Below are 21,893 nucleotides of genomic sequence, written 5' to 3' on the forward strand. Positions count from 1 at the left end.
CGAAGATAGTGAGGGGGTTGCCCCTTGTCAAAATAGCTCGATGCCAGGTCCCTAATGCAAATATCCTCAGCCCACATGGACTGAGGATATTTTGTTGGAAGGTGATGCCCACAGCTTTACGTTAAGCCTAGCAGAGGTGCAACTGTTATACACCTCTGCTAGGCAGAGAAAATTAAGTAGGTTGAGCTTTACTTAACCGCTGCTACACATTCTTCGACTAGGGCTGCCACCTTGTCGATATTTTGCCAGCCTAGAATTTCGGTCACCTTTTTCTCTAGGTTTTTGTAGGAGCGGAAGAACTCGGCAATTTCGTCTAGGCGGTGGGGGGCCACATCATCTAACGATTTGATCCCAGCATAGCGGGGGTCATCGGCGGGTACGCAAAGGATTTTTTCGTCACGATCGCCGCCATCGATCATCTCTAGCATGCCAATGGGGCGAGAGGCTATTACGCAACCAGGAAAGGTGGGCTGATCGATCAGCACCATGCCGTCGAGGGGATCACCGTCGTCAGCTAGGGTGTTGGGGACAAAGCCGTAGTCGTAAGGGTACTGAACTGACGAAAAAAGTACCCGGTCAAGAATAAAGGCATTCAAATCTTTGTCGAATTCATACTTATTCTTACTGCCGCCAGGAATTTCCACCAGCACGTTCAGCAGTCCAGGCTTGGGCTGGGCTGGGATACGGGATAGGTCCACAACGATACTCCAATGGATGATACGTTCACTTTACAGACAGTGCGATCGTTGGAGGCCTAAGATTATCTTGGCTAGGGCCCAAGAAACGGCTAAGCTCCAACGATCGCCCTTCCGACATAGTATTCTACGGGGCGGTGACTCATTTTCCGCAGAGTTAGAGGCCTAGGCTGAGAATTTTGAGTGACCAATAGTCAGCATTAGGAATTTATCACCAGCTGAGTAGCAGGATGTAGTGGTACGAGGGCCATAGCTGGGTCTCCCTATCGACCTGTAGAAGCGGGCACTGCAAAGGTAGGTGGTCTCTCAAGATTTGCCGCAGTGGATGAGAAGTGAGCGACCATAAACAGTGGCAGGGTGAGTGTCAGTACTGCAATTAAAATGCCCAACATTGATGAAGGACTGGGAGGTTCCCCCGCAGGGGTGTCAGGTTGACTGGCAGAATCCATACAGTGTAGTAACAGAAATCGACAAGGGATTTGTGGTTTGAGGTCAGAGCCAGGCTCCGAAAGCCCAAACAATCCCACATTCCAACCGTCAGGGGTGGCCCTACAAGAAGGTCACCCACGTCGTGCTCATATCATGGACAGAATTATGGACGACATTGAGGTGGAAAACAGTTCCATTAAAACCATACGCTAGGTTATGGCAATCAATCCATGACATTAATCTCCCCTAGGGATGACCCTGGAGATAAGTAAGCCTAGCTGTGACAACGGACTCTGAATTTAACATTCCCCGCCTCTGCGGCAAATTACGGATATTACTCCTCTAATACTTGCTTTTCGATCAGCTGTCGGATGGTGCGCAACTCGTGCAACATCTGCCGCATCAGGTCATGGGTAAGGGTTTCGGAGGGGGGCTGCACCTGAATGGTGGGATGTAGCCCTAGTACCTCTTCGGCGAAGCGACGTACTTCCTGGGGGCGAAACTCTAGCGGTGCGTCTTTGTCTCGGCGGATCTCGGGGTTGAGTTTGGCGCTGTCGTAGGGAGGATTGAGCAGGTCGGGATCGGTGTTGGCGTAGCGGTAAACCGAGGCCCGTGACCGGTTGAGGTACTTTTGTACGTCGTCTACGGTCAGCAGCGGCATGCCCTCGGAGGTTGCTTCCGGAGGGGCAGCGGCGAAGGGTGAGTCGGGGGTCATGGGGGAAATGGATAGCAAATCTGTGGCTACTTTACCAGCTTCTCCTGGGGCCGGTGCGCCGAGAACATCTGCGGTCTCGTAAAGCTATGGATCGGATGCAGTCGTCGAGGACGAGGTGTGTTAAAACCGTGGCAGTGTTAAGCAGGCTATGGGTATTGAAGGGCGATCGCAGACAGGTTTGGCGACAGATTCGATGGCGCAATCTATCGGGCTTAGCTGCCGTCATGTTTGGCGTTGGGGTGGTGGCGGGGCTGACGGCTTCGCGGTGGTCACCCACGCCCTCGCCGGGAGCGGGCGGTGAAATCACCCCGGCCTTGAGGTTAGATCAGGTGCCTCAGCCTCTGGTCTTTAATGGTCGACCCAAGATCAACCCGCTGCCCCGCTCTGAGGAGGTATGGGAGTGCCAGGTGGCGGTGATTGGCGGCTCCCTCGGTGGCGTGGCCGCCGCCGCCCATGCCATGGCCGCTGGCGCTACTACCTGCCTCATCGAGGTGGCCCCCTGGCTGGGCGGGCAGGTGAGTTCCCAGGGGGTTTCGGCCATTGACGAGTCGCTGCGCATGCGCCAGGCCAACAACTTTTCTGCTAGCTGGCTACGCTTTCGTCAGTTGATCAAGCAGCAGGTGGTTGATTTACCCGATTGGAGCCCTGGCGGCACAGCGCGATCGGTCACCGACATTAACAGCTGCTGGGTGGGGGCACTGTGCTTTCCACCCCAGGCCGGAGCCCAGGCCGCCGAACAGTTTTTGGTCGACACCCAGCCCAGCGCGCCAACCAGCCGCTGGGCCACCATGACAGCTTTTAAAGGGGCTGAGTTTGATGCTACAGGTCGCCGCATCACGGCGGTGTACGGGGTGCGCCGTATTCCCAAAGACCCCCATCATCTGCCCCAGGGACGGCTGTCGGTGGAGCTGGCCGCCTGGTATAGCTGGTCGCCTACAGCCGACTACGACAAGGCCCCCGTTAAGCTGCAACCGCCACCGGGAGAGCGGATGATTGTCATTGACGCCACTGACACTGGCGAGCTGGTGGCCTGGGCGCAGGTACCCTACCGGTTAGGGTCTGAGTCAAAGGCCACTACTGGCGAGCCCAATGCCGCCGCTTTCGACAATCCCGACTGCACCCAGGCCTTTACCTACCCCTTTGCGATCGCCCTACACAATGACGGCGGTGACAGCCTGGCTGCTCTGTCTCGGCTACAGCCCACCTACGGTATCCACGAGCACCGGTCGGCCTACGACATGGAGGGCTTTCCCTTTTTGGCGGGCAAGAGCTTTTTTCATTATCGCCGCATTGTCAGTCAGACCCGCAACAACCCCTATACTGGCACCCCCGCCCCCGGCGACATCGCCATGATCAACTGGAACCGAGGCAACGACTTCAATTGGATGGATCCGCCTCTGGTGCTACAAGCTGACACCCTGGCCACCTCGGGGCAGTACCAAAACTGGATGGGGGGGCTATCGCAGTCGGCCCTCAAGTTTGGTGAAGAGCACGCCCTGATGTTTGCCCACTGGCTGCTCGAAACCAAAGCCGATCCCAGCTATCCCCTGGCCTACCTGTACGGCCCTGACAGCCCCATGGGCACCCTGTCGGGGCTCAGCATGGTGCCCTACTTTCGCGAGGGGCGACGGATATTGGGGCGCGCCGCCTATGGCCAAGACGAGTTTATGATTCGCGAAAACGATCTGCGCATTGGGTTTCCAGCACAGCGCGACTTTAGTGCCACGGCTGTGGGGGTGACTCACTATGCGATCGATATCCACGGCTGTCGCTACCGCAATTGGGAACCCTCCGGCGACGCCGTCAGCGCACCGGCCCAAGAGCCCCGAGTCAGGCCGGTGCAGATTCCCCTAGAGAGTTTGATTCCCCAGGGGGTCGACAATCTGCTGATCGGTGGCAAAGCTATGGCGGCTACCCACATCGCCAATGCCTCTACTCGCGTTCACTACGGGGAGTGGGCGGTAGGCTCAGCGGCAGGGGTGACTGCGGGGTGGTTAATATCTCCCGCCACCCCGATCTTCGATCCGCCGGAGGTGATTCCTAGTGGCTATATGGGGGCACTACAGGAGACGATGCGGCTGCAGGGGTTGCGCACCTACTGGTGAGGGATACCGATCGCCTATTGCACCTTCGAGGGCAATGCCAGAATTCACCACCTCCAGGCCGATGGTATGGAAGAGGTCGATTGCGCTTGCGCGAGCTGGGTGCTTGATGAGTCGAGGGTGCTCACCCAGAGAAGGCTGAAGAGTGCGATCGTGGCCGATAGCGGCCTTACCCTTTTTATAGATGTCGTCGATATGCTGATTGCCCCCGGCCCCGACTTTGCTCTCTGGGTCAGTAGCGAGGTCTAATTAATTGCCTAGGAAGGCAATAGGAAGGCAAATCGCCTACGGCAGATCGCCACCATTTCCTATCGGTTGCCCTCGTATCAGGTTGGGAGCCATTAGGGCGTTGACCGTAGTCAGCAGCAGCCGAGGATCGACGGGTTTGGCAATGCAGTCGTTAGCCCCCATGCCCAGGGCCTGTTGCACTAAAGCGTCGTCATGATGAGATAGGAGAGCCAGCACCCTAGGTTTTTGGGAATTGGTGCCCTGGCGCAGGGCGGCAATGATGTCGCCGCCATCGGCGCTGGCCAGGGTCATGCTGGTGATTACGGCGGAGGGTTGGAGGAGCTCGACCTGATCGAGCACGCGCGACCCATCCACAATCCAGATCACCTGGTAGGCGGCGGCGGTGAGCATGTCGCAGATCAGGCTGGCGGTTTCTTCGTTGTCTTCCACCAGTACAATGCGCCCTACCAGCGGTTCTGCTGTGTCAGCGGCTTCGGCCATCAGGGGTGTGGCCGATCGCTGGAGGGGAATTCTCACGGTAAAGACCGAGCCTACTCCCACCTCTGAGGCCACCTTGACGGTACCGCCGTGGAGCTCGACCAGTTGTTTTGTAAGGGCCAGACCCAGCCCGGTGCCCTGATGCTCTCGCTGGCGCACGCTTTCGAGCTGCTGAAATTTTTCAAATAGCAGGGGCTGGGCGGCAGGGGGAATGCCAATGCCCGTGTCTTCGATTTGAAAGACGGTGTCGTTTTGCTCGCGCCGCACCCGCAGGGTGACTTTGCCCTCGGCGGGGGTGAACTTGATGGCATTGCTGAGCAGGTTGGTCAAAATTTGCCGTACCCGGCGCTGGTCGGCTACGAAGGTGTCTTGACCCTCAGGCAGTTTAAGGTCGAGGTTGATATCAATGCCGTTTTGGGTGGCTTCGTTACGAAAGGCATCGACACTCTGGCGGCTGAGGGAGGCCAGGGAAAAGGGACGCACATCGAGGACGGTGCGGCCCGCTTCAATTTTTGACACGTCGAGAATGTCGTTGATCACCCGCAAGAGCTGCTCGCCGCTGGCCTGAATGGTGGTGAGGTAGTCGCGTTGGCGGGGTGAGAGATCGCCCAGTGACCAGCGTAGCAGGGTGGCCGACATGCCAATGATGTAAGTCAGGGGGGTACGCAGCTCGTGGCTCATGGTGGCCAAAAACTCGCTCTTGGCTCGGTTGGCGGCCTCGGCGGCCACCAGGGCATCGCGCAGGTCTTGGGTACGCTCGACCACGCAGACTTCAAGGTTTTGGGTCTGTTGTTGCAGCTGGTGGTAGAGCTGGGCCTGGTTGATGGCGATCGCCAGGTGCTCGGCAATGTGCTGCAAAAACTCAATTTCCCAGGGCTGCCACTGGCGTAGGGCATCGCACTGGTGCACAATCACCAGCCCCCAGAGCTGTTGCCCCACTATAATCGGGGCAACAGCCTTCGACTTCACCTCCATTTGGTCTAGAAACCTGAGCATACAGGGGGCGTGCTGGTAGGTCTCAGCCACATCATCGATCGCCAAGGTCTGACCCTGGCGATGGTGCAGATGACGTTTGGGATAGTCGGGATGTTGCTTAAAGCACAGCTGTTCGGTGTAGTTGAGCACTGAGGCGAGGCGATCGCTCGATCGCGCCTCGTAGGTAATGTAGCCCACTACATTGAGTAACCCAGAAAGCTTTGGGGCAGTGGATTTGTGCTCTGAAAACGCTGCCCTGAGCTGGTCGGAATCTCCCTCAGCCATGGGTTTAGCCGTGCCCGCCAGAGACTGCTCAAACTGGTAGATCAGCAGGCGATCGGCCTGGAGAAAGCGGCGCACCTCGGCCACGGTAGTCTCTAAAATTTCCGATAATTCGAGGCTGCCCTGGATTTTGGCGATCACCTGGTTGAGCAGCAGACGCCGCTCCTGCTGGCGGTTATCGACGGCCTCAGCGGCGGGCTCGGAATCGGCCAAACCAGCCTGGGCACAGACCTGCACCCAGGCCAGCATAAACTGGCTCAGGGCGGGCAGGCTGGTGGGAGCGAGAGTCTGGTAGCCATCGGCCAGGCCCAAATGCCCCAGGCAATCATCTACCGTTGCGGCATCCGTTACCAAGCGCACAGCGACGCGGTTTTCACCAGATGTTTCACCAGCATAGTCGCTTTGGGCTGGCGCTTGAACGTTGCTCAAAACGCCATTTTGGCTTGCATTTTGGGGATGAGCGGTAACCACTACTGACAGATCTGGCCCCAGCAGGCACCAAAAATTGCCGCCGTTGCTGTCGGCGGGTAGGTCTAACTCGGTGAGCAGGGTCAGCTGGTGCTGCTGCGCATACTGACGCAAAAACTGCCCCAGCAGAGCCAAGGCTACCCTGGGCATTACCTGTTCGGTGCCACGGTCTAAAGATTCAGGCATTCCTACATATTGAGGCCGAATACGACCATTGGGGTGAATTGCAACTGGGTTTGAGTGGAAGAAAGCCTTACGTTTTTGGCAGCCCCCATAGTAGCTTTCGTTTTGGCCTCACCCTGACATACGCTAGAGTTCCTTCAGATTTGCTGTTTTGTCTAGAGTTTGCCCATGCATCGCTTAGCGGCCACCCCCGGCGGCTGGACACCCGATACCGAGGGCGTTATTTTTGTCGAGCAAACCCCGGCCCCGCTGGTGTTTCTCACTGCCGCTGACACCGAAATTCAAAGTCTGGACTGCGCCCAGTTTCCCGTCGATTTTCCCGCCCTGCGGGTGGCCAACCTGCTCCAGCTTCAGCAGCAGCTCGCCATCGACACCTACGCCGACGACGTGCTGCGCCAGGCCAAACTCATCGTCATTCGCCTGCTGGGGGGCCGCGCCTACTGGCCCTATGGGCTGGAAGTGGTTCGGGATGTGGCCGCCGAAACTGGCACGGCTCTGGTGGTTTTGCCGGGGGACGATCGCCCCGCCCCCGACCTGATCAGCCTCTCCACCGTGCCCCTCACCGTCGCCAACCAGCTCTGGCGCTACCTCAACCAGGGCGGCGTTGAGAATATGGCGCATGGCTTAATGTGGCTGTGCGATCGCATCCTCGGCACCGCCTACAACCCACCAGAGCCCAAGGAAATTCCCAGAGTTGGCGTCTATGCCCACCCCCCTGCGGAGTCATTTTTTCCCAAATCCAAAATCCAAAATCCTCTGCGCCCCTCACCCCTCACCCCTAGCTCCTCTCCCCCTGGGAGAGGGGAACTGGAGAAGTTGTCTTCAAAATTCAAAATTCAAAATTCAAAACCCAACATTGGCTTACTCTTCTACCGCGCCCACTACCTGTCGGGCAACACCGCCCCCATCGATGCTCTCTGTGAAGCTCTGGTCGAGAGAAACCTAAATCCCATTCCTGTCTTCGTTTCCTCCCTGCAAGATCCTGAAGTGCAGGAGGATTTAGTCAGCCTGCTGAAGCCCAAGGAGGGTTACAGCATTGATGTGCTGCTGAATACCACCAGCTTTTCGGTGGCCAAGCTCGACGGGGCCACCCCCAACCTTCAGCTCTGGGAAACCCTAGATGTACCCGTGCTGCAAGTCATTCTTAGTGGAGGAACTAAGGACGCCTGGGAAAGCCAAAGCTTGGGCCTCTCGCCCCGTGACATTGCCATGAACGTGGCTCTGCCTGAGGTGGACGGTCGCATCATCACCCGCGCCGTGTCGTTCAAAGCCGCTAACCAGCGCAGTGCGGCTCTTGAGACCGATGTGGTGACCTACGAGCCAGTGGACGATCGCATCCAATTTGTCGCTGACCTGGCCGCTCGGTGGGCCAGCCTGCGCCGTACCCCCGTGGGCGATCGCCGCATTGCCGTCATTCTCGCCAACTACCCCAATCGCGATGGTCGCCTCGCCAACGGCGTGGGGTTAGATACGCCCCAGAGTGCGATCGACGTGCTCCATGCCCTCAAAACCGCAGGCTACTGTATTAGCGACATTCCCCCTGACGGCGACGCGCTGATTCACCAACTCACCACCGGCATTACCAATGACCCGGAGGGGAGGGATTGTCGCCAGGTTTACCAATCGCTGCCCGTTGAGGATTATCTTCAGCACTTTGAGCAACTGCCGGAGGCTGTTCGTGCTGGTATGGCTGCTCGCTGGGGCGCTCCCAATGGAGAGGGTGAGATGGCGAGATGGCGAGATGGCGATAAAATTCAAGATTCAAAATTTCTCCTTCGGAGACGCTACGCGAACAAAATTCAAAACTCGCCACCCCATCCCCCCATCCCCCCATCCCCCGCCTTCCCCATTCCCGGTCTCCAGCTTGGGAATGTCTTCATCGGCATCCAGCCCAGCCGAGGCTACGACCTCGACCCTTCGCTCAACTATCACTCTCCCGACTTGGAGCCTACCCATGACTACCTGGCCTTTTATACCTGGCTACGACACAGCTTCGGGGCTCAGGCGATCGTGCATCTGGGCAAGCACGGCAACCTAGAATGGCTGCCCGGCAAGGGCGTCGGTCTTTCCCAAGACTGCTACCCCGAGGCCATGTTTGGCCCTATGCCGCACCTCTATCCCTTCATCGTCAATGACCCCGGCGAGGGTTCCCAGGCCAAACGCCGCTCCCAGGCGGTGATTCTCGACCACCTCACTCCACCGCTGACCCGCGCCGAACTCTACGGCCCGCTAGAGAAGCTGGAGGGATTGGTGGATGAATACTACGAAGCCCAAAGCCTCGATCCATCGCGGCTAGGGCTGATTGGCGATCGCATCCTCACCCTCCTCACCGAAACCCACCTGCTTGCCGAAATTTCCCCTGTCTCCCCGCCTGTAGGGGCACACAGCGGTGCGCCCCTACCTCCCACGCCCCCAATCCCCACTATCCTCCCCACCCTCGACACCTACCTCTGCGATCTCAAGGAGGCTCAGATTCGTGATGGCCTGCATATTTTTGGGCGCTGCCCCGATGGTCGGCAGTTGAGGGATTTGGTGGTTGCGATCGCCCGTCACCCTGGCCCTGGTCGCCAGGGATTTACCCGCGCCATCGCCGAATTCTGGGGTCTCGACCTCGACCCCCTTACCGCCGATCCGGGGGAACCCTTCACCCCCCACCCAGTAGGGGCGCACAGCGGTGCGCCCCTCCCCCACTGCCGGAATGCTGGGGATGCGATCGCCCTCCTCGAAGCCGAAGCCAACCGACTGGTGGACGAACTCCTACAAAAATCCCTCTCCCCTGCCTCCCCGCCTCCCCTGCCCTCGTACGGGCGCACTGCTGTGCGCCCGTACCCCAATCCCCTCACCGCCGAACTCCACTGGATCCAGCACACCCTGCTCCCTGCCCTCACCCGCACCACTGACGAGATCGCCAATCTGCTCAAGGGGCTCAGCGGACGCTACGTGCCCAGCGGCCCTGCCGGAGCCCCCACCCGCAACCGGCCCGACGTGCTGCCCACCGGGCGCAACTTCTTCTCGGTCGATATTCGCGCTATCCCCACCGAGAGCGCTTGGGATGTGGGGCGACGGGCGGCGGAAGTGCTGGTGGAGCAGTACACCCAAGACCACGGCGAGTATCCCCAGACCCTGGGCCTCTCGGTGTGGGGCACCTCGACTATGCGTACCGGCGGGGATGACCTGGCGGAAGCCCTGGCCCTGATGGGGGTGCGCCCGGTGTGGGATGGCCCCTCCCGGCGAGTGGTGGATTTTGAAGTGCTGCCGCTGTCGGCGATCGGGCGGCCCCGGGTGGATGTCACCCTGAGAATTTCGGGCTTCTTTCGTGACGCCTTCCCCAACCTGATCGACCTGTTTGACCAAGCGGTGACGGCGGTGGCCGCCCTGGAAGAGCCGCCCGAGCAAAATCCCTTGGCGGCACGGGTGCGGCAGGAGAGTGCCGAGTGGGTGCAGCAGGGGCTAACGGTAGAGCAGGCGGAGCTGCGATCGCGCTACCGCATCTTTGGCTCTAAACCGGGGGCCTACGGCGCAGGCCTACAGGGCCTAATCGAGTCGCAAAACTGGAACAGCGATGAGGATCTGGCCCGCGCCTACCTGAACTGGAGCGGCTACGCCTACGGTCGCGGAGCCGAGGGCCACGCCATGCCCGAAGCCTTTGCGCAGCGTCTGCGCCACCTGCAGGTGGTGCTGCACAACCAAGACAACCGTGAGCACGACCTGCTCGACTCTGACGATTACTACCAGTTTCAGGGGGGGATGACGGTGGCGGCGCGCACCCTCCAGGGCCAGCAGCCCGCCACCTACTTTGGCGACAATGCGGTGACAGAGAAGCCCAAGGTGCGATCGCTAGAAGCCGAGATTGCCAAGGTCTACCGCTCTCGCGTGGTCAACCCCAAATGGATCGAGGGCGTCATGCGCCACGGCTACAAAGGAGCCTTTGAAATGGCCGCCACTGTCGATTATCTGTTTGCCTACGACGCCACCGCCCACTGTGTCGCCGACCACATGTACGAGGGCGTCGCCCAGGCCTACGTGCTCGATCCAGCCGCGCAAGCCTTCGTCGAAAAATCTAACCCCTGGGCGCTGCGCGACATGGCTGAGCGCCTGCTCGAAGCCCATCAGCGGGGCCTGTGGAACTCAGCTAAGGAACCCATGCTCGACGCCCTACGGCAGATTGCTCACGCTGCCGAAGGAATTTTGGAATCGCGATGAGAATGGCAGGCGGCCTGGTTGAGATTTTTCTGGCTTGGGTGGAGATGACACAGGGTAAGCACTGTAAAGACAATACTTAAACCTCTGCCGATCGCAGCGATCGCCGGTTAATCTGAAATCACTTTTTGCCCAATAGCCCCAGCAGATTTGTCGGCGTTAACCTCAGGAACTCTCCCATGACTATGGCGTTGGCTAACCTCCGTTCTCTGAGGGCGATCGCCCTTGCTCTGCCACTGGCCCTGGGGCTAGCCACTACCCTGCCCCTCCCTGGCACCGACGGCTGCTCGCTCGTTGCCTGGGCTCAAGACCTGCGCAGCTACGGCAGTTCGGGCAGCAACGGGCGCGATGGCCGAGCCGGGCGTGACGGCGACTCTGGCCCCAGCCAGACAACGGTGGTCGACGGCAACCCCGCCCGGTTCTTTTTGCCCGGTAGCGATGGTCTAGACGGCGAAAACGGCGAAGATGGGTATCGCCCCCGCTGTGGCGGTCAGCCCCGCAATGTCAGCTATAACCTGAGCGCCCCCGACGGTGGCTCCGGGGGCAGCGGCGGGCGCGGCGGCAACGGCGGTAACGGCGGCAGTTTGGTGATCTACTACGGCGATCGCGCTGCCCTCCAGCGGGTGGTAGTCGATGCCCAGGGGGGGAGATCTGGGCGCGGCGGGCGCGGCGGCAATGGGGCGATCGGGTGTCGCTGTGACATTTCCCGGTGGGAGGTTGAGACCTGCACCGGGGTGCCGGGCCAGCCCGGCTACAGTTGCCAGACCCGCCGCTACAGCTGTCAAGATGGCCGCAATGGCAGATCCGGCAGCTTTGGTCGCGACGGCACCCCCGGCACCGACGGGCAGCTGTGGCTGGTCAATCAGCTAGAGCCCCTCCAGGCCGAGAACCCGAGTCAGAGCGTGGGTCTGCAAGCCTTGGCGAGTCAACCTGTGCGCCTCTCTCGCAACCTGTGGGCCGAGCGCTCTGGGGCCAACGGGCTGCTAGCCCCAGGCTCACGAGTCGCCAACAACTATCGAGAATACACCGGGCGTGTAGAGGGCAATGTCAGCCTCGACTGGCAGGCTCCCCGGCCCATCGGCAGCTTTGCTGGCGAAAACCTCAAGGCTGACATTCAGCCCGATGGGGCGCTCACCGCCACCTTTTCGGAGGGGCTGTGGGCCGACTACACCACCACCCGGGCGGGAGATGAAATGGCCATTGTGGTCACCCGTGCGGTACGGGGTAGCGACGCCACCCGTCTCGCCTGGGGTGGAGTGCAGGGCAACGGGGCTAGCCTTACCGCCGCCGTCCTCGACCTGGCTGGAGAGTCGGCCTACCTCAACACCCAGTTTCGCCTCACCCTCAAAACCACTAACGACGACCCCAGAGACAACCGCCGCCCGCGCTACTTCACCGTCTACGACGATGTGGTGCCCGCCAGCCAGGTGCGCCTAGACAACAATAGATTTGAGATCGCCCTGGGGCAGATGCCCATCGATCGCGGCAGACTGAGCCGGGGTACCTATGCTCAAATTGAGCTGACAGCGGTGCGATCGCTCGGCAACAACCGGGCCGAGCAGGTGCTGTCATGGCAGGGGCAGTTTTAGACGGCACCACGTTGACCGCATTGTTATTGGCCCCCCTGCTGGCGATCGGCGGCTTTGAGCCCAGAGCAGGCAATTACCGCTCCTTGGCCAGTTTCCAACAAGTTTTGAATAAATTGCTGTAAAGACTTGAGCCAGAGGGTGCGATCGCCATCGGTCAACGGCTTACCCCGCTGCATTTTGGCTATAGTGGCGAGCGAGTGAAAATCGTCGTCATCAACAATCAGGCATGTCCAGCCGCTGGCCGCTGGTGGCGGTGTCCCTAGAAGGGGCAGCTGCCCGCATCGCAATGGCCAGCGCTGGGTATAAAACGGTCTAGCCCCAGCTGCCAAGCGGGCAGCTATTTTATCCCACAGGTTTTGACAGTATGACTATTTCCTTTGGGCGTCACCGGTTGAGCAGCCGGGCGATGGCCACCCAGCCCGTTCAGCCCGAATGGTTGATCACCAACGGCATCGGCGGCTATGGCTGTGGCACCGTGGCCGGGTTGCTCAGCCGTCACTACCACGGGCTGCTGGTAGCGGCTCTCAATCCGCCCCTAGAGCGCACTCTGCTGGTGACCAAGGTCAACGAAACCGTCACCTATCTGGGCCAAGCCTACGATCTCTACTGCGATCGCTGGGCTGACGGCACCCTATCCCCCGAGGGCTACCTACACCTAGAATCCTTTCGCTTGGAGGGCACCATTCCCTGCTGGGTCTATGCTGTCGCTGATGCCCGCATCGAAAAGCGCGTGTGGATGGAGCCGGGAGCCAACACCACCTATCTGCGCTACACCGTCAGCCGCGCCACTGCCCCGGTCGATCTCAACCTCAAGGTGCTGGTCAACCACCGTAACCACCACCACAGCACCCAGGGCGATGGCTGGCAAATGTCGATTGCAGCCATCCCCCAGGGGCTGCAAATTCAGGCTAAAGAAGGTGTTCAGCCCTTCTACCTGCTGAGCGAAACCGTTCCCGTGCAGCCTGCCCACGTCTGGCATCGGGGCTACCACCTGGCGATCGAAATTGAGCGGGGCATTGACCCCTACGACGATCACCTGCACGCTGCCACCGTTACCCCTACCCTGGGCCAGGGGCAGTCGTTTACCCTGGTGGCCACCACCACTGCCGAGGCCGATCGCTCTGGGCAGAGCGCCCTGCTGCGCCGCCGGGCCTACGAACAACATCTGCTCGCCCAGGGGCAAACGGTGCAGCCCCCCGACTCTCCCCCCTGGGTCGATCAGATGGTGCTGGCCGCCGACCAGTTTGTGGTCAGTCGCCCGCTTCAGGCTGTTGAGTCGTTAGACCATCCCGCTGTCCCCAGACCACAGCCTGCTGAAGATGAGCAAAATGCCGGGGCAGAGATCGGCAAAAGCCTCATTGCGGGTTACCCCTGGTTTGGCGACTGGGGCCGCGACACCATGATTGCCCTGCCGGGCATTGCCCTGGCAACGGGCCGCCCCGCCCTCGCCCGGCTCATCTTGCAGACCTTCGCCCGCTACCTGAACCAGGGCATGTTGCCCAATGCCTTCCCTGAAGACGGCAAAGCCCCCCACTACAACACTGTAGACGCCACCCTCTGGTACTTTGAGGCTTTGCGCGCCTACCATCGGGCTACCGGTGATTTGCTTTTAATCGAAGACCTCTTTCCTCAGCTACAGGCGGTGATTACCTGGCACTGCAAGGGCACTCGCCACGGCATCCAGGTCGACAGCGCTGATGGGCTACTGGCCGCTGGGGAAGCTGGGGTGCAGCTCACCTGGATGGATGCCAAGGTCGGTGATTGGGTGGTCACCCCTCGGCAGGGTAAACCGATTGAGGTCAACGCCCTGTGGTACAACGCCCTGCTGGTGATAGCAGAATTTGCCCGGCTACTCGGACAGTCCGCCTCTCTCTACCAGGATCTGGCTGCCCAGGCCCTCCAAGGATTTCAGCGTTTTTGGAATGGCGATGTGGGCTACTGCTACGATCTGCTCGATGGCCCCGACGGCCCCGATGCCGCCCTGCGGCCTAACCAAATTTTTGCCGTGGCGCTGCCCGACCCCGGCCTGGGTGCCCCCTGTCTCAGCCCCGACCAACAGCGAGCGGTGGTCGATACGGTGGCCCAGCGGTTGCTGACCTCCCATGGGCTGCGATCGCTCGACCCTGCCTATTCCAGCTACCAAGGGCACTATGGCGGCGACCCGATGCAGCGCGACGGCGCTTACCACCAGGGCACCGTGTGGGGCTGGCTGATCGGCCCGTTTGTGCAGGCCCATTGGCGCGTTTATCAAGACGCCGACCTGGCCCATAGCTTTCTAGACCCACTGATTTCTCATCTGGAGAGCGGCTGCCTGGGCACCCTGAGCGAGATCTTTGACGGCGATGCCCCCATGCAGCCCCGAGGAGCCTTTGCCCAGGCCTGGTCGGTGGCGGAGGTGCTGCGGATGAGTACCTCACTGCGACCGCTGATGAAAGAGTAGTCGGGGCTGGCAATAACACTAGCGGCGTCTAGAGCGGTGCGCTGGCGCGATCGCAGGCCCCCCCCAGCGCCTCAACCACTACGCAGGTATTGGCTACCAGCATTTCTTGGATAGTAGTAGCGGCGGTGCCTGGGCCACCAGGGCCTTCTACAAAGAGGGGCGCATCGGCCACCTTAACCCCCGCGTCTTTGGCCACAGCTTCGATCAGCTGAGGATTGGTGGTGGTTTCGGCAAAAATAGCGGGTACCTGGGCCGCCTTGACCTGATCGACGAGAGCCGTCAGGGCACCGGGGGTGGGCCGCTCTTCGGTACTGAGGCCGCTGAGGGCACCTTTGACCTCAAACCCGTAGGCCTCGGCAAAGTAGCCAAAGGAATCGTGGGTGGTGACCAACTGACGCTGATCTGGGGATACGGTGGCCACCTGGGCCGCAATCCAGCCGTCTAGATCGTTAAACTGGGCGACCAGGCGATCGGCATTCTCGGCGTAGCGATCGGCTTCGTCAGGGTTGACCAGAGCCAGCTGCTCGGCGATAACTTGGGCGATCGCGCCGTTGTTGCGTGCACTGTGCCAAATGTGAGGGTCGGGCACCAGTGCGGCCTCTGCGGTGGAGCTATGGTCATGGCCATGGTCGTCGCTATGGCCCTCATGGTCGTGGTCGTGAGCTTCTCCCATCAGCGGGTTGGGCACCGCCGCTTCGTAGACCGCCAGCCGGGTGGCGCTGGTGGTGCTGCCTTCGACCATAGCGATGAGCGCGGGGGCCGCGTCGTAGCCGTCGTAGAGAATTAGGTCTGCCTGCTCAATCGCCTGGCGATCGGAAGGGCGCACCTGATAGGTGTGGGGGTCGGTACCGGGATCTAGCAGGCAGGTCAAAGCCACGGTAGCCTCTGCGATCTGTTTGGTTAGATCGCAGATCACGCTGGTGGTCGCCACCACTACGGGGCTAGCGATCTGCGCTACGGGCGCGTTGTCTGCTGGAGCGATAGTGGTCGCCTCTTCGCCGCTGCACCCTACTAGCCCAACGCCTAGGGCTAGCAGCGCTCCAGCGCTCCAACCACGAATCTGGCGGCGGGTTCTACCAACCTCTGCCCTGTCCACCAGTTCGCTGACCCCTGTGTTGAAAAACATTGCCTATTCTCCTAGAAATGGATAACTGAACTAGTATGATAGTGATAATGGTTATCATTTCATGGGCATCATGCTAGAGGTTCAAAACCTGTCTGTCAATTACCGAGGTGTTGCCGCCCTTGAGAATGTTTCTCTGGCGGTAAAGTCGGGGGAGCTGGTGGGTTTGATCGGCCCTAACGGAGCGGGTAAAAGCACCCTGATTCAGGCCTTGCTGGGGTTGGTGCCGAGTCGAGGGCAGGTGTTGTTTCAGGGCGTGCCCCTGCGTCGTCGTCGTCAGGCGGTGGCCTATGTACCCCAGCGATCGCGCATCGACTGGGACTACCCCATTACCGCCGGGCAGGTGGCGATGATGGCGCAGTCGGCCCTGGCGGGCTGGTTTCGCTACCCTAGTCGACGGGCCAAGCAGCGGGTCACGGTGGCTCTAGAACGGGTGGATATGCTGCACCTGAGCGATCGCCCCATCGGGCAGCTCTCTGGCGGGCAGCAGCAGCGGGTCTTTCTTGCCCGCGCCTTGGCCCAAGACGCTGACCTGTTGCTACTCGACGAACCCTTTACCGGCATCGACAAAAAAACCGAAGCGCTGATGCTGGGCATCTTTGCCGAGCTGCAAGCCGAGGGCAAGACATTAATTGTGTGCAGCCACGAATGGGGTGACGATCTGCACCGCTACGATCGCCTGCTGCTGCTCAACCGTCACCTGCTGGCTGACGACATCCCCGCCGCCGTGATGACCTTTGACAATATTCAGCGGGCCTACGGCCAGGGGCAGCCCACTACCCCAGTCAGCGCCTATGCTGAGTTTTTCTGCTGAGCGGCTTTTGCTAAGAATTGATCGCTAAATAATGTGGAGGAGCCATCTTGGCTATCTACAGCCAGAAAAGATGCCTGTTCTGAAAGGATTGCACCATAGAAAGATCCGCGTTTCTAACGCAACGAGTGATCAAGGCAGTGGCGGTGCAATCACCAATACGCCCTGAATCGCACAACCTGCAAAGTTTTGTAACAGAATGGAGGGAGAGTAACCCATCGCCACGGATGACTATGATGGCCACCCAAGACATCGCCCCCCAGCTGACTTCACTGCCCCAGGCTTTACCTGCGGGTGGCCCCGACCCCAACCATTTTGACTGGGCCGAGGCCTGGTACCCCGTGGCCTATCTCGATGATCTAGACAGAGCCCGGCCTACCCGTTTCACCCTGCTAGAGCGGGGCATCGTTATCTGGTGGGACGCCCAGGGCAGCGCCTGGCGGGTGTTTGAAGACAAGTGCCCCCACCGTCTAGCCCCCCTCTCTGAGGGCCGATTAAACGATCGCGGTGAACTGGAGTGCCCTTATCACGGCTGGACCTTTGCTGGGGACGGTGCCTGCACCCACATTCCCCAACAGCCCGCTGAGGGTCTTGGTAATCAATCGTCTCGGGCCTGTGCGCTGGCGCTGCCGACGGCGATCGCCCAGGGCCTGCTGTTTGTCTACCCCGGTACCGCCGCCAATGCCCCCCAGGTCGAGGTGCCCATTGTCGGCTCGGTAGAAGACGAGCCCGACGGCTGGGTGCTGCTCAATACCTTTCGCGATTTGCCCTACGACGCCCTCACCCTGCTCGAAAACGTGCTGGATGCCAGCCACATTCCCTACACCCACCACAAAACTGTCGGCAAGCGTGAAAACGCCGCCCCCATGGAAATGGAGGTGCTAGAAGCTGGTAAACAGGGCTTTCGTGGACTGTGGCCCGAAGGGCCACGCAAGGGCAAGCTGGGCACCCAGCACACCACCTTCATCGCCCCGGCGCTGATGTACCACGACCTCACCTCCAAACAGTTTGGTCGCACCCTGACCGTGGTCTATGCCACCCCTATGCGCAAGGGCGAGTGTCGGCTATTTGCCCGCTTTCCCTTCAAGTTTTCGTCCAAAATACCCGCTACGGTGATCGGCCTGACGCCCCGGTGGTACAGCCATATCGGCAACAACGGCGTACTCGAAGACGACCAGATCTTTCTGCACATCCAAGAACGGGAGCTGGAAAAAGCTGGGCGCAGCTATGCCCAGGCCTGCTACCTGCCGACCCAGGCCGATCGCTACGTGCTGGCTTTTCGCAACTGGGTGAGTGATTTCAAGGCCGATCCATTTCCCGGTCAGTTGTTAGACCCCGAGTGGACAAAGGCGGCCCTGCTCGATCGCTACCAATCCCACACCCAGCACTGCAAGAGCTGCCGCACTGCCCTGGCCCGCATCCAGAAACTGCGCTGGGGGCTGCTGGGGGTGAGTGCAGTGGGGTGGTCGCTGGTGCCGGTGGCGATCGCCACCGGTAGCCTTTCCGGGCTGGGCGCAGTCATGATGTCCCTGCTGCCCCTGGCCACCGCTGTCGCCTGGGCCGGTCTAAGTAAGCTAGAGCGGGGCTTCTCCGAGGGCCGAGCGGTGCCACCGCGCAACCTCCCCGATCGCAAGTCTGCGGCCCAGGGCTAGGCGGGTCACCAGAGGACGACTTCACCCTGGCCCCAAAAGCCGTCGTACTTGGTGACGATAATGTCGCCCAGCACCTGGGTTTGGCAGGCCAGGCGCAAATTCCGGTCTGGATTGTGAGGTGGCAAAGACCTACGCGCCTTATCTTTCCAGTTCACCTCAGAAACCTCACCCTCGATCTGCACCGCGCAGGTGCCGCAGGTGCCGATCGCCCGGCAGTTAATCACCCTGGCCTGACCGTTGTAGAGGTCAACGCCGTTGTTGAGCAATACCCGGCGCAGGTTAGCCCCGGTTTCGCACTGCATAGTTTTTCCCTGGGCGGTGACGGTGGGCATGGCTTTCCTCTGGGGGCAGAATATCTACGTTTTATAACGCGATCGCCCCCAATCTCTCAAGCACCCCCAACCTAGGGCTTACCCTAGATAATTGGGAAGATTATTGGAACGTTTAAGAGCACCCCTGGTGATGACTCAGCGCAATGGGCAAAGCCCGACCTTTGAGGAACAACGCGGCACCATCCATATCTACGACACCACCCTGCGGGATGGTGCCCAGCGGGAGGGTCTAGCTCTGTCGATTGAAGATAAGCTGCGCATTGCCCGGCGGCTCGATGCCCTGGGAGTGCCCTTTATCGAAGGCGGCTGGCCGGGGGCCAATCCCAAAGATGTGCAGTTTTTTTGGCAGCTCAAAGAAACGCCCCTCACCCAGGCCAGCGTCACGGCCTTTTGCTCTACTCGCCGCCCTGGTAAGGTCGCCGCCGAAGAGCCCATGCTCCAGCCCGTCCTGGCCGCAGGCACCGAGTGGATTACTCTGTTTGGCAAATCCTGGGATTTGCACGTCACCACCGGCTTGCAAACCACCCTGGCCGAAAACCTGGCCATGATCGACGACACCATTCGCTACTTTCGCAGCCAGGGCCGCCGGGTGATCTACGACGCCGAGCACTGGTTTGACGGCTACCTAGCGAACCCAGACTACGCCCTGCAAACCCTAGAATCTGCGGTCAACGCCGGGGCAGAATGGCTCGTCCTCTGTGACACGAATGGTGGTACGTTGCCCCAGGATGTAAGTGCGATCGTCGCCGCTGTGCACACATGGCTTCAGCAGTTCCCTGACTCTCGGCCCCAGCTCGGCATTCACACCCACAATGACAGCGGCACGGCAGTGGCCAATGCCATGGCGGCGGTAGAGGCCGGGGCCACGATGGTGCAGGGCACGATCAATGGCTACGGCGAGCGCTGCGGCAATGCCAACCTCTGCACGCTGATTCCCAACTTGCAGCTCAAGCTGGGCTACCGCTGCATTGCCCCGGCCCGGCTAGAGACTCTGGCTGAAACCAGCCGTTTCATCAGCGAAGTGGTGAACTTGGCCCCCGATGACCACGCCCCCTACGTGGGCCGCTCCGCCTTTGCCCACAAGGGCGGCATCCACGTCAGTGCCGTAGAGCGCGAGCCCAAGACCTACGAACACATCGACCCCGCCACCGTGGGCAACAGCCGCCGCATTGTGGTGTCTGACCAGGCGGGGCTGAGCAATGTGCTGGTGAAGGCCCGCAGCTTTGGGCTAGAGCTAGATCGGCAGAATCCAGCATCCCGTCAGTTGCTCACCCGGATCAAAGCCCTGGAAAACGAGGGCTACCAGTTTGAGGCCGCCGAGGCCAGCTTTGAGCTGCTGATGCGCGAGGCGCTGGGCGATCGCCCCCGCTTTTTCGACCTCAAGGGCTTTCACATCAACTGCCAGCACCAGGGCAACGGCGCTGAGCACAGCAGCCAGTCCCTCGCCACCATCAAGGTGGCGGTCAGTGGTGAAGACATTCTCGCCGCCGCCGAGGGCAATGGGCCAGTGGCAGCGCTGGATGCGGCCCTGCGGAAGGCCCTGGTGACGTTCTATCCGGCGATCGCCAACTTTCACCTCTCTGACTACAAGGTGCGGATCATCGACAGCGGCGCGGGCACGGCGGCCAAAACCCGCGTGCTGGTAGAGTCAAGCAACGGTGCCCAGCGGTGGACCACCCTGGGAGTCTCGACCAACATTATTGAGGCCTCGTACCAGGCGGTGACCGAGGGGCTAGAGTATGGGCTGATGATCGAAACCGAGCGGCCCCACTGTGCGATCGCCTCCAGGCTAGACTGTTGATCCGGTGACAGAGCGATGGCCCCTTGCCCTCCAGGCTAGACTGAATGGATAGATCGCGGGCCGTTGCCTAGCCGATCTACTGTGCGCCCTGGGCATCGACCCCGACGAGGGTTAGACATCTCGATTGAGTACGATAGGCGAGCCTAGCGTACTGCGGTTTAGGCCAGCCCTTACTTGTTAAGCATCGTGGTAGCCAGAGCAATTTCTTACTGAGCCTGCGTTTGCCCTAACTAAAGCTATGGCCATACCACCGCAATCAGGGAAAGATCGATTGTTATACTAACAGCGTGGCATTTTTGACGGCGCATTTAGGAGTTTTTACCTTCTAGAGGCCCTGCGGTCGATGAAATGCCGATCGCAACTAAGTCCAGGGCATTTCTCAATCACTCATCGAGCCGACGCATACCGTGGAAGAACAAAAACAACCCTCCGAAGTTATCACCCTGCTCTCTAGCCGCGAGCTAGAGCAGATGCGCAAAGCCTGCCAGCTCGCCGCTCAGCTGCTCGATTACCTCACCTCCTTTGTCAAGCCTGGGGTGACCACCCAAAAACTCAACGACCTAGCCGAAGACTGGACCCAGCAGCACGGGGCCAAAAGCGCCCCTCTAGGCTACGCTGGCACAGTGATGCCCTTCCCCCGATCCATCTGCACCAGCATTAATGAGGTGATCTGCCACGGCATTCCCAACGGTGAAGATGTTTTGCGCGATGGCGACATCATCAATATCGACGTTACCCCCATACTCGGCGGCTATCACGGTGACACCAGCCGCACCTTTTTAGTGGGCGAGCCTTCTCCCCTTGCCCGCCGCCTGGTCGAAGTGACCGAAGAAGCCATGTGGCGCGGCATTCGCGCGGTGAAGCCCGGAGCCAGAGTGGGCGACATTGGGGCCGCTATTCAGGAATACGCCGAGGGCGAAGGGTTTTCGGTGGTGCGTGACTTTGTCGGACATGGGGTGCACCGCATATTTCATGCGGCACCGCAGATTCCCCACTACGGCGAGCCGGGCAAAGGCAAAAAACTGCGCCCTGGTATGGTTTTCACCATCGAACCCATGATCAACGTGGGCAGCTACGAAGCTGAAATCTTGGTCGATGGCTGGACGGCTATTACCGTTGATCGACAGCTCTCTGCCCAGTTTGAGCACACCGTCGCCGTCACCCGCGACGGGGTAGATGTGCTAACCCTATCTCCTGCCAAGGTGCTGGCCTAGGGGCGCGGCTAGTCTAGCCATTGCCATGCCCTGATAGTGCGAATATATCTATCGGCGCTCAGGTCTCTGACTTTGCCGTATTGACGACATCTGCGCAGCAATGGTTGAGCACCTCCGCCTACCAACACTAGGCTACTTTTCCAAAAAGCACATTCC

General features: G+C 60.2%; 16 protein-coding genes. 9 read left to right on the forward strand and 7 right to left on the reverse strand.

What is annotated here, in order from left to right; genetic code table 11:
* Positions 1–188: 188 nt before the first annotated feature.
* From AC0QKW_RS22205 to AC0QKW_RS22215, 3 genes are all read right to left on the reverse strand, one after another.
* Positions 189–698, reverse strand: a complete 510-nt coding sequence (locus AC0QKW_RS22205) for an inorganic diphosphatase (RefSeq protein ID WP_473153291.1) — start codon at positions 696–698, stop codon at positions 189–191.
* A 260-nt stretch (positions 699–958) separates the two neighbouring features.
* Positions 959–1,144, reverse strand: coding sequence for a TLTLP motif-containing protein (locus AC0QKW_RS22210; protein WP_473153292.1), 186 nt, complete (start codon positions 1,142–1,144; stop codon positions 959–961).
* 314 nt (positions 1,145–1,458) lie between these two features.
* A complete protein-coding gene (locus AC0QKW_RS22215; RefSeq protein ID WP_473153293.1) occupies positions 1,459–1,839 on the reverse strand; it encodes a helix-turn-helix domain-containing protein in 381 nt (126 codons plus the stop codon).
* A 128-nt stretch (positions 1,840–1,967) separates the two neighbouring features.
* Here AC0QKW_RS22215 and AC0QKW_RS22220 point away from each other — a divergent pair, with 128 nt between their 5' ends.
* Entirely contained in the window at positions 1,968–3,944 is a 1,977-nt protein-coding gene (locus AC0QKW_RS22220; RefSeq protein ID WP_473153294.1) for an FAD-dependent oxidoreductase, read from the forward strand.
* 66 nt (positions 3,945–4,010) lie between these two features.
* A complete protein-coding gene (locus AC0QKW_RS22225) occupies positions 4,011–4,190 on the forward strand; it encodes a hypothetical protein (protein ID WP_473153295.1) in 180 nt (59 codons plus the stop codon).
* A 36-nt stretch (positions 4,191–4,226) separates the two neighbouring features.
* Here AC0QKW_RS22225 and AC0QKW_RS22230 read toward each other — a convergent pair whose 3' ends face one another.
* Complete coding sequence (locus AC0QKW_RS22230; RefSeq protein ID WP_473153296.1) at positions 4,227–6,578, reverse strand: hybrid sensor histidine kinase/response regulator; 2,352 nt, start codon at positions 6,576–6,578, stop codon at positions 4,227–4,229.
* A gap of 165 nt (positions 6,579–6,743) precedes the next feature.
* Here AC0QKW_RS22230 and cobN point away from each other — a divergent pair, with 165 nt between their 5' ends.
* A complete protein-coding gene (gene cobN, locus AC0QKW_RS22235) occupies positions 6,744–10,778 on the forward strand; it encodes a cobaltochelatase subunit CobN (RefSeq protein ID WP_473153297.1) in 4,035 nt (1,344 codons plus the stop codon).
* A gap of 176 nt (positions 10,779–10,954) precedes the next feature.
* Positions 10,955–12,364 carry a collagen-like protein gene (locus AC0QKW_RS22240; RefSeq protein WP_473153298.1) on the forward strand — a complete coding sequence of 470 codons (1,410 nt, stop codon included), beginning with the start codon at positions 10,955–10,957 and terminating at the stop codon, positions 12,362–12,364.
* Between the two features lie 23 nt (positions 12,365–12,387).
* Here AC0QKW_RS22240 and AC0QKW_RS22245 read toward each other — a convergent pair whose 3' ends face one another.
* Positions 12,388–12,651: a hypothetical protein gene (locus AC0QKW_RS22245; RefSeq protein WP_473153299.1), complete on the reverse strand. Its 264-nt coding sequence runs from the start codon at positions 12,649–12,651 to the stop codon at positions 12,388–12,390.
* A 77-nt stretch (positions 12,652–12,728) separates the two neighbouring features.
* On the opposite strand from AC0QKW_RS22245, the gene AC0QKW_RS22250 reads away from it, so the two are divergent.
* Positions 12,729–14,804: an amylo-alpha-1,6-glucosidase gene (locus AC0QKW_RS22250; RefSeq protein ID WP_473153300.1), complete on the forward strand. Its 2,076-nt coding sequence runs from the start codon at positions 12,729–12,731 to the stop codon at positions 14,802–14,804.
* A gap of 28 nt (positions 14,805–14,832) precedes the next feature.
* Here the strand turns inward: AC0QKW_RS22250 and AC0QKW_RS22255 are convergent, their stop codons facing one another.
* A complete protein-coding gene (locus AC0QKW_RS22255) occupies positions 14,833–15,930 on the reverse strand; it encodes a metal ABC transporter substrate-binding protein (protein WP_473153301.1) in 1,098 nt (365 codons plus the stop codon).
* A 70-nt stretch (positions 15,931–16,000) separates the two neighbouring features.
* Here AC0QKW_RS22255 and AC0QKW_RS22260 point away from each other — a divergent pair, with 70 nt between their 5' ends.
* Positions 16,001–16,741 (forward strand): metal ABC transporter ATP-binding protein, encoded by a 741-nt coding sequence (locus AC0QKW_RS22260; protein WP_473153657.1) that lies wholly within the window; start codon positions 16,001–16,003, stop codon positions 16,739–16,741.
* Between the two features lie 233 nt (positions 16,742–16,974).
* Positions 16,975–18,390, forward strand: coding sequence for an aromatic ring-hydroxylating dioxygenase subunit alpha (locus AC0QKW_RS22265; RefSeq protein WP_473153658.1), 1,416 nt, complete (start codon positions 16,975–16,977; stop codon positions 18,388–18,390).
* Positions 18,391–18,395: 5 nt separating this feature from the next.
* Here AC0QKW_RS22265 and AC0QKW_RS22270 read toward each other — a convergent pair whose 3' ends face one another.
* The gene (locus tag AC0QKW_RS22270; RefSeq protein ID WP_473153302.1) at positions 18,396–18,722 is read right to left on the reverse strand and encodes a 2Fe-2S iron-sulfur cluster-binding protein; all 327 of its coding nucleotides are present in this window, start codon (positions 18,720–18,722) and stop codon (positions 18,396–18,398) included.
* A gap of 130 nt (positions 18,723–18,852) precedes the next feature.
* On the opposite strand from AC0QKW_RS22270, the gene cimA reads away from it, so the two are divergent.
* Positions 18,853–20,523 (forward strand): citramalate synthase, encoded by a 1,671-nt coding sequence (cimA, locus tag AC0QKW_RS22275; RefSeq protein ID WP_473153303.1) that lies wholly within the window; start codon positions 18,853–18,855, stop codon positions 20,521–20,523.
* A gap of 407 nt (positions 20,524–20,930) precedes the next feature.
* Positions 20,931–21,737 carry a type I methionyl aminopeptidase gene (map, locus tag AC0QKW_RS22280; RefSeq protein WP_473153304.1) on the forward strand — a complete coding sequence of 269 codons (807 nt, stop codon included), beginning with the start codon at positions 20,931–20,933 and terminating at the stop codon, positions 21,735–21,737.
* Positions 21,738–21,893 lie beyond the last annotated feature (156 nt).

This window comes from Pseudanabaena sp. PCC 9330 (assembly GCF_055795045.1).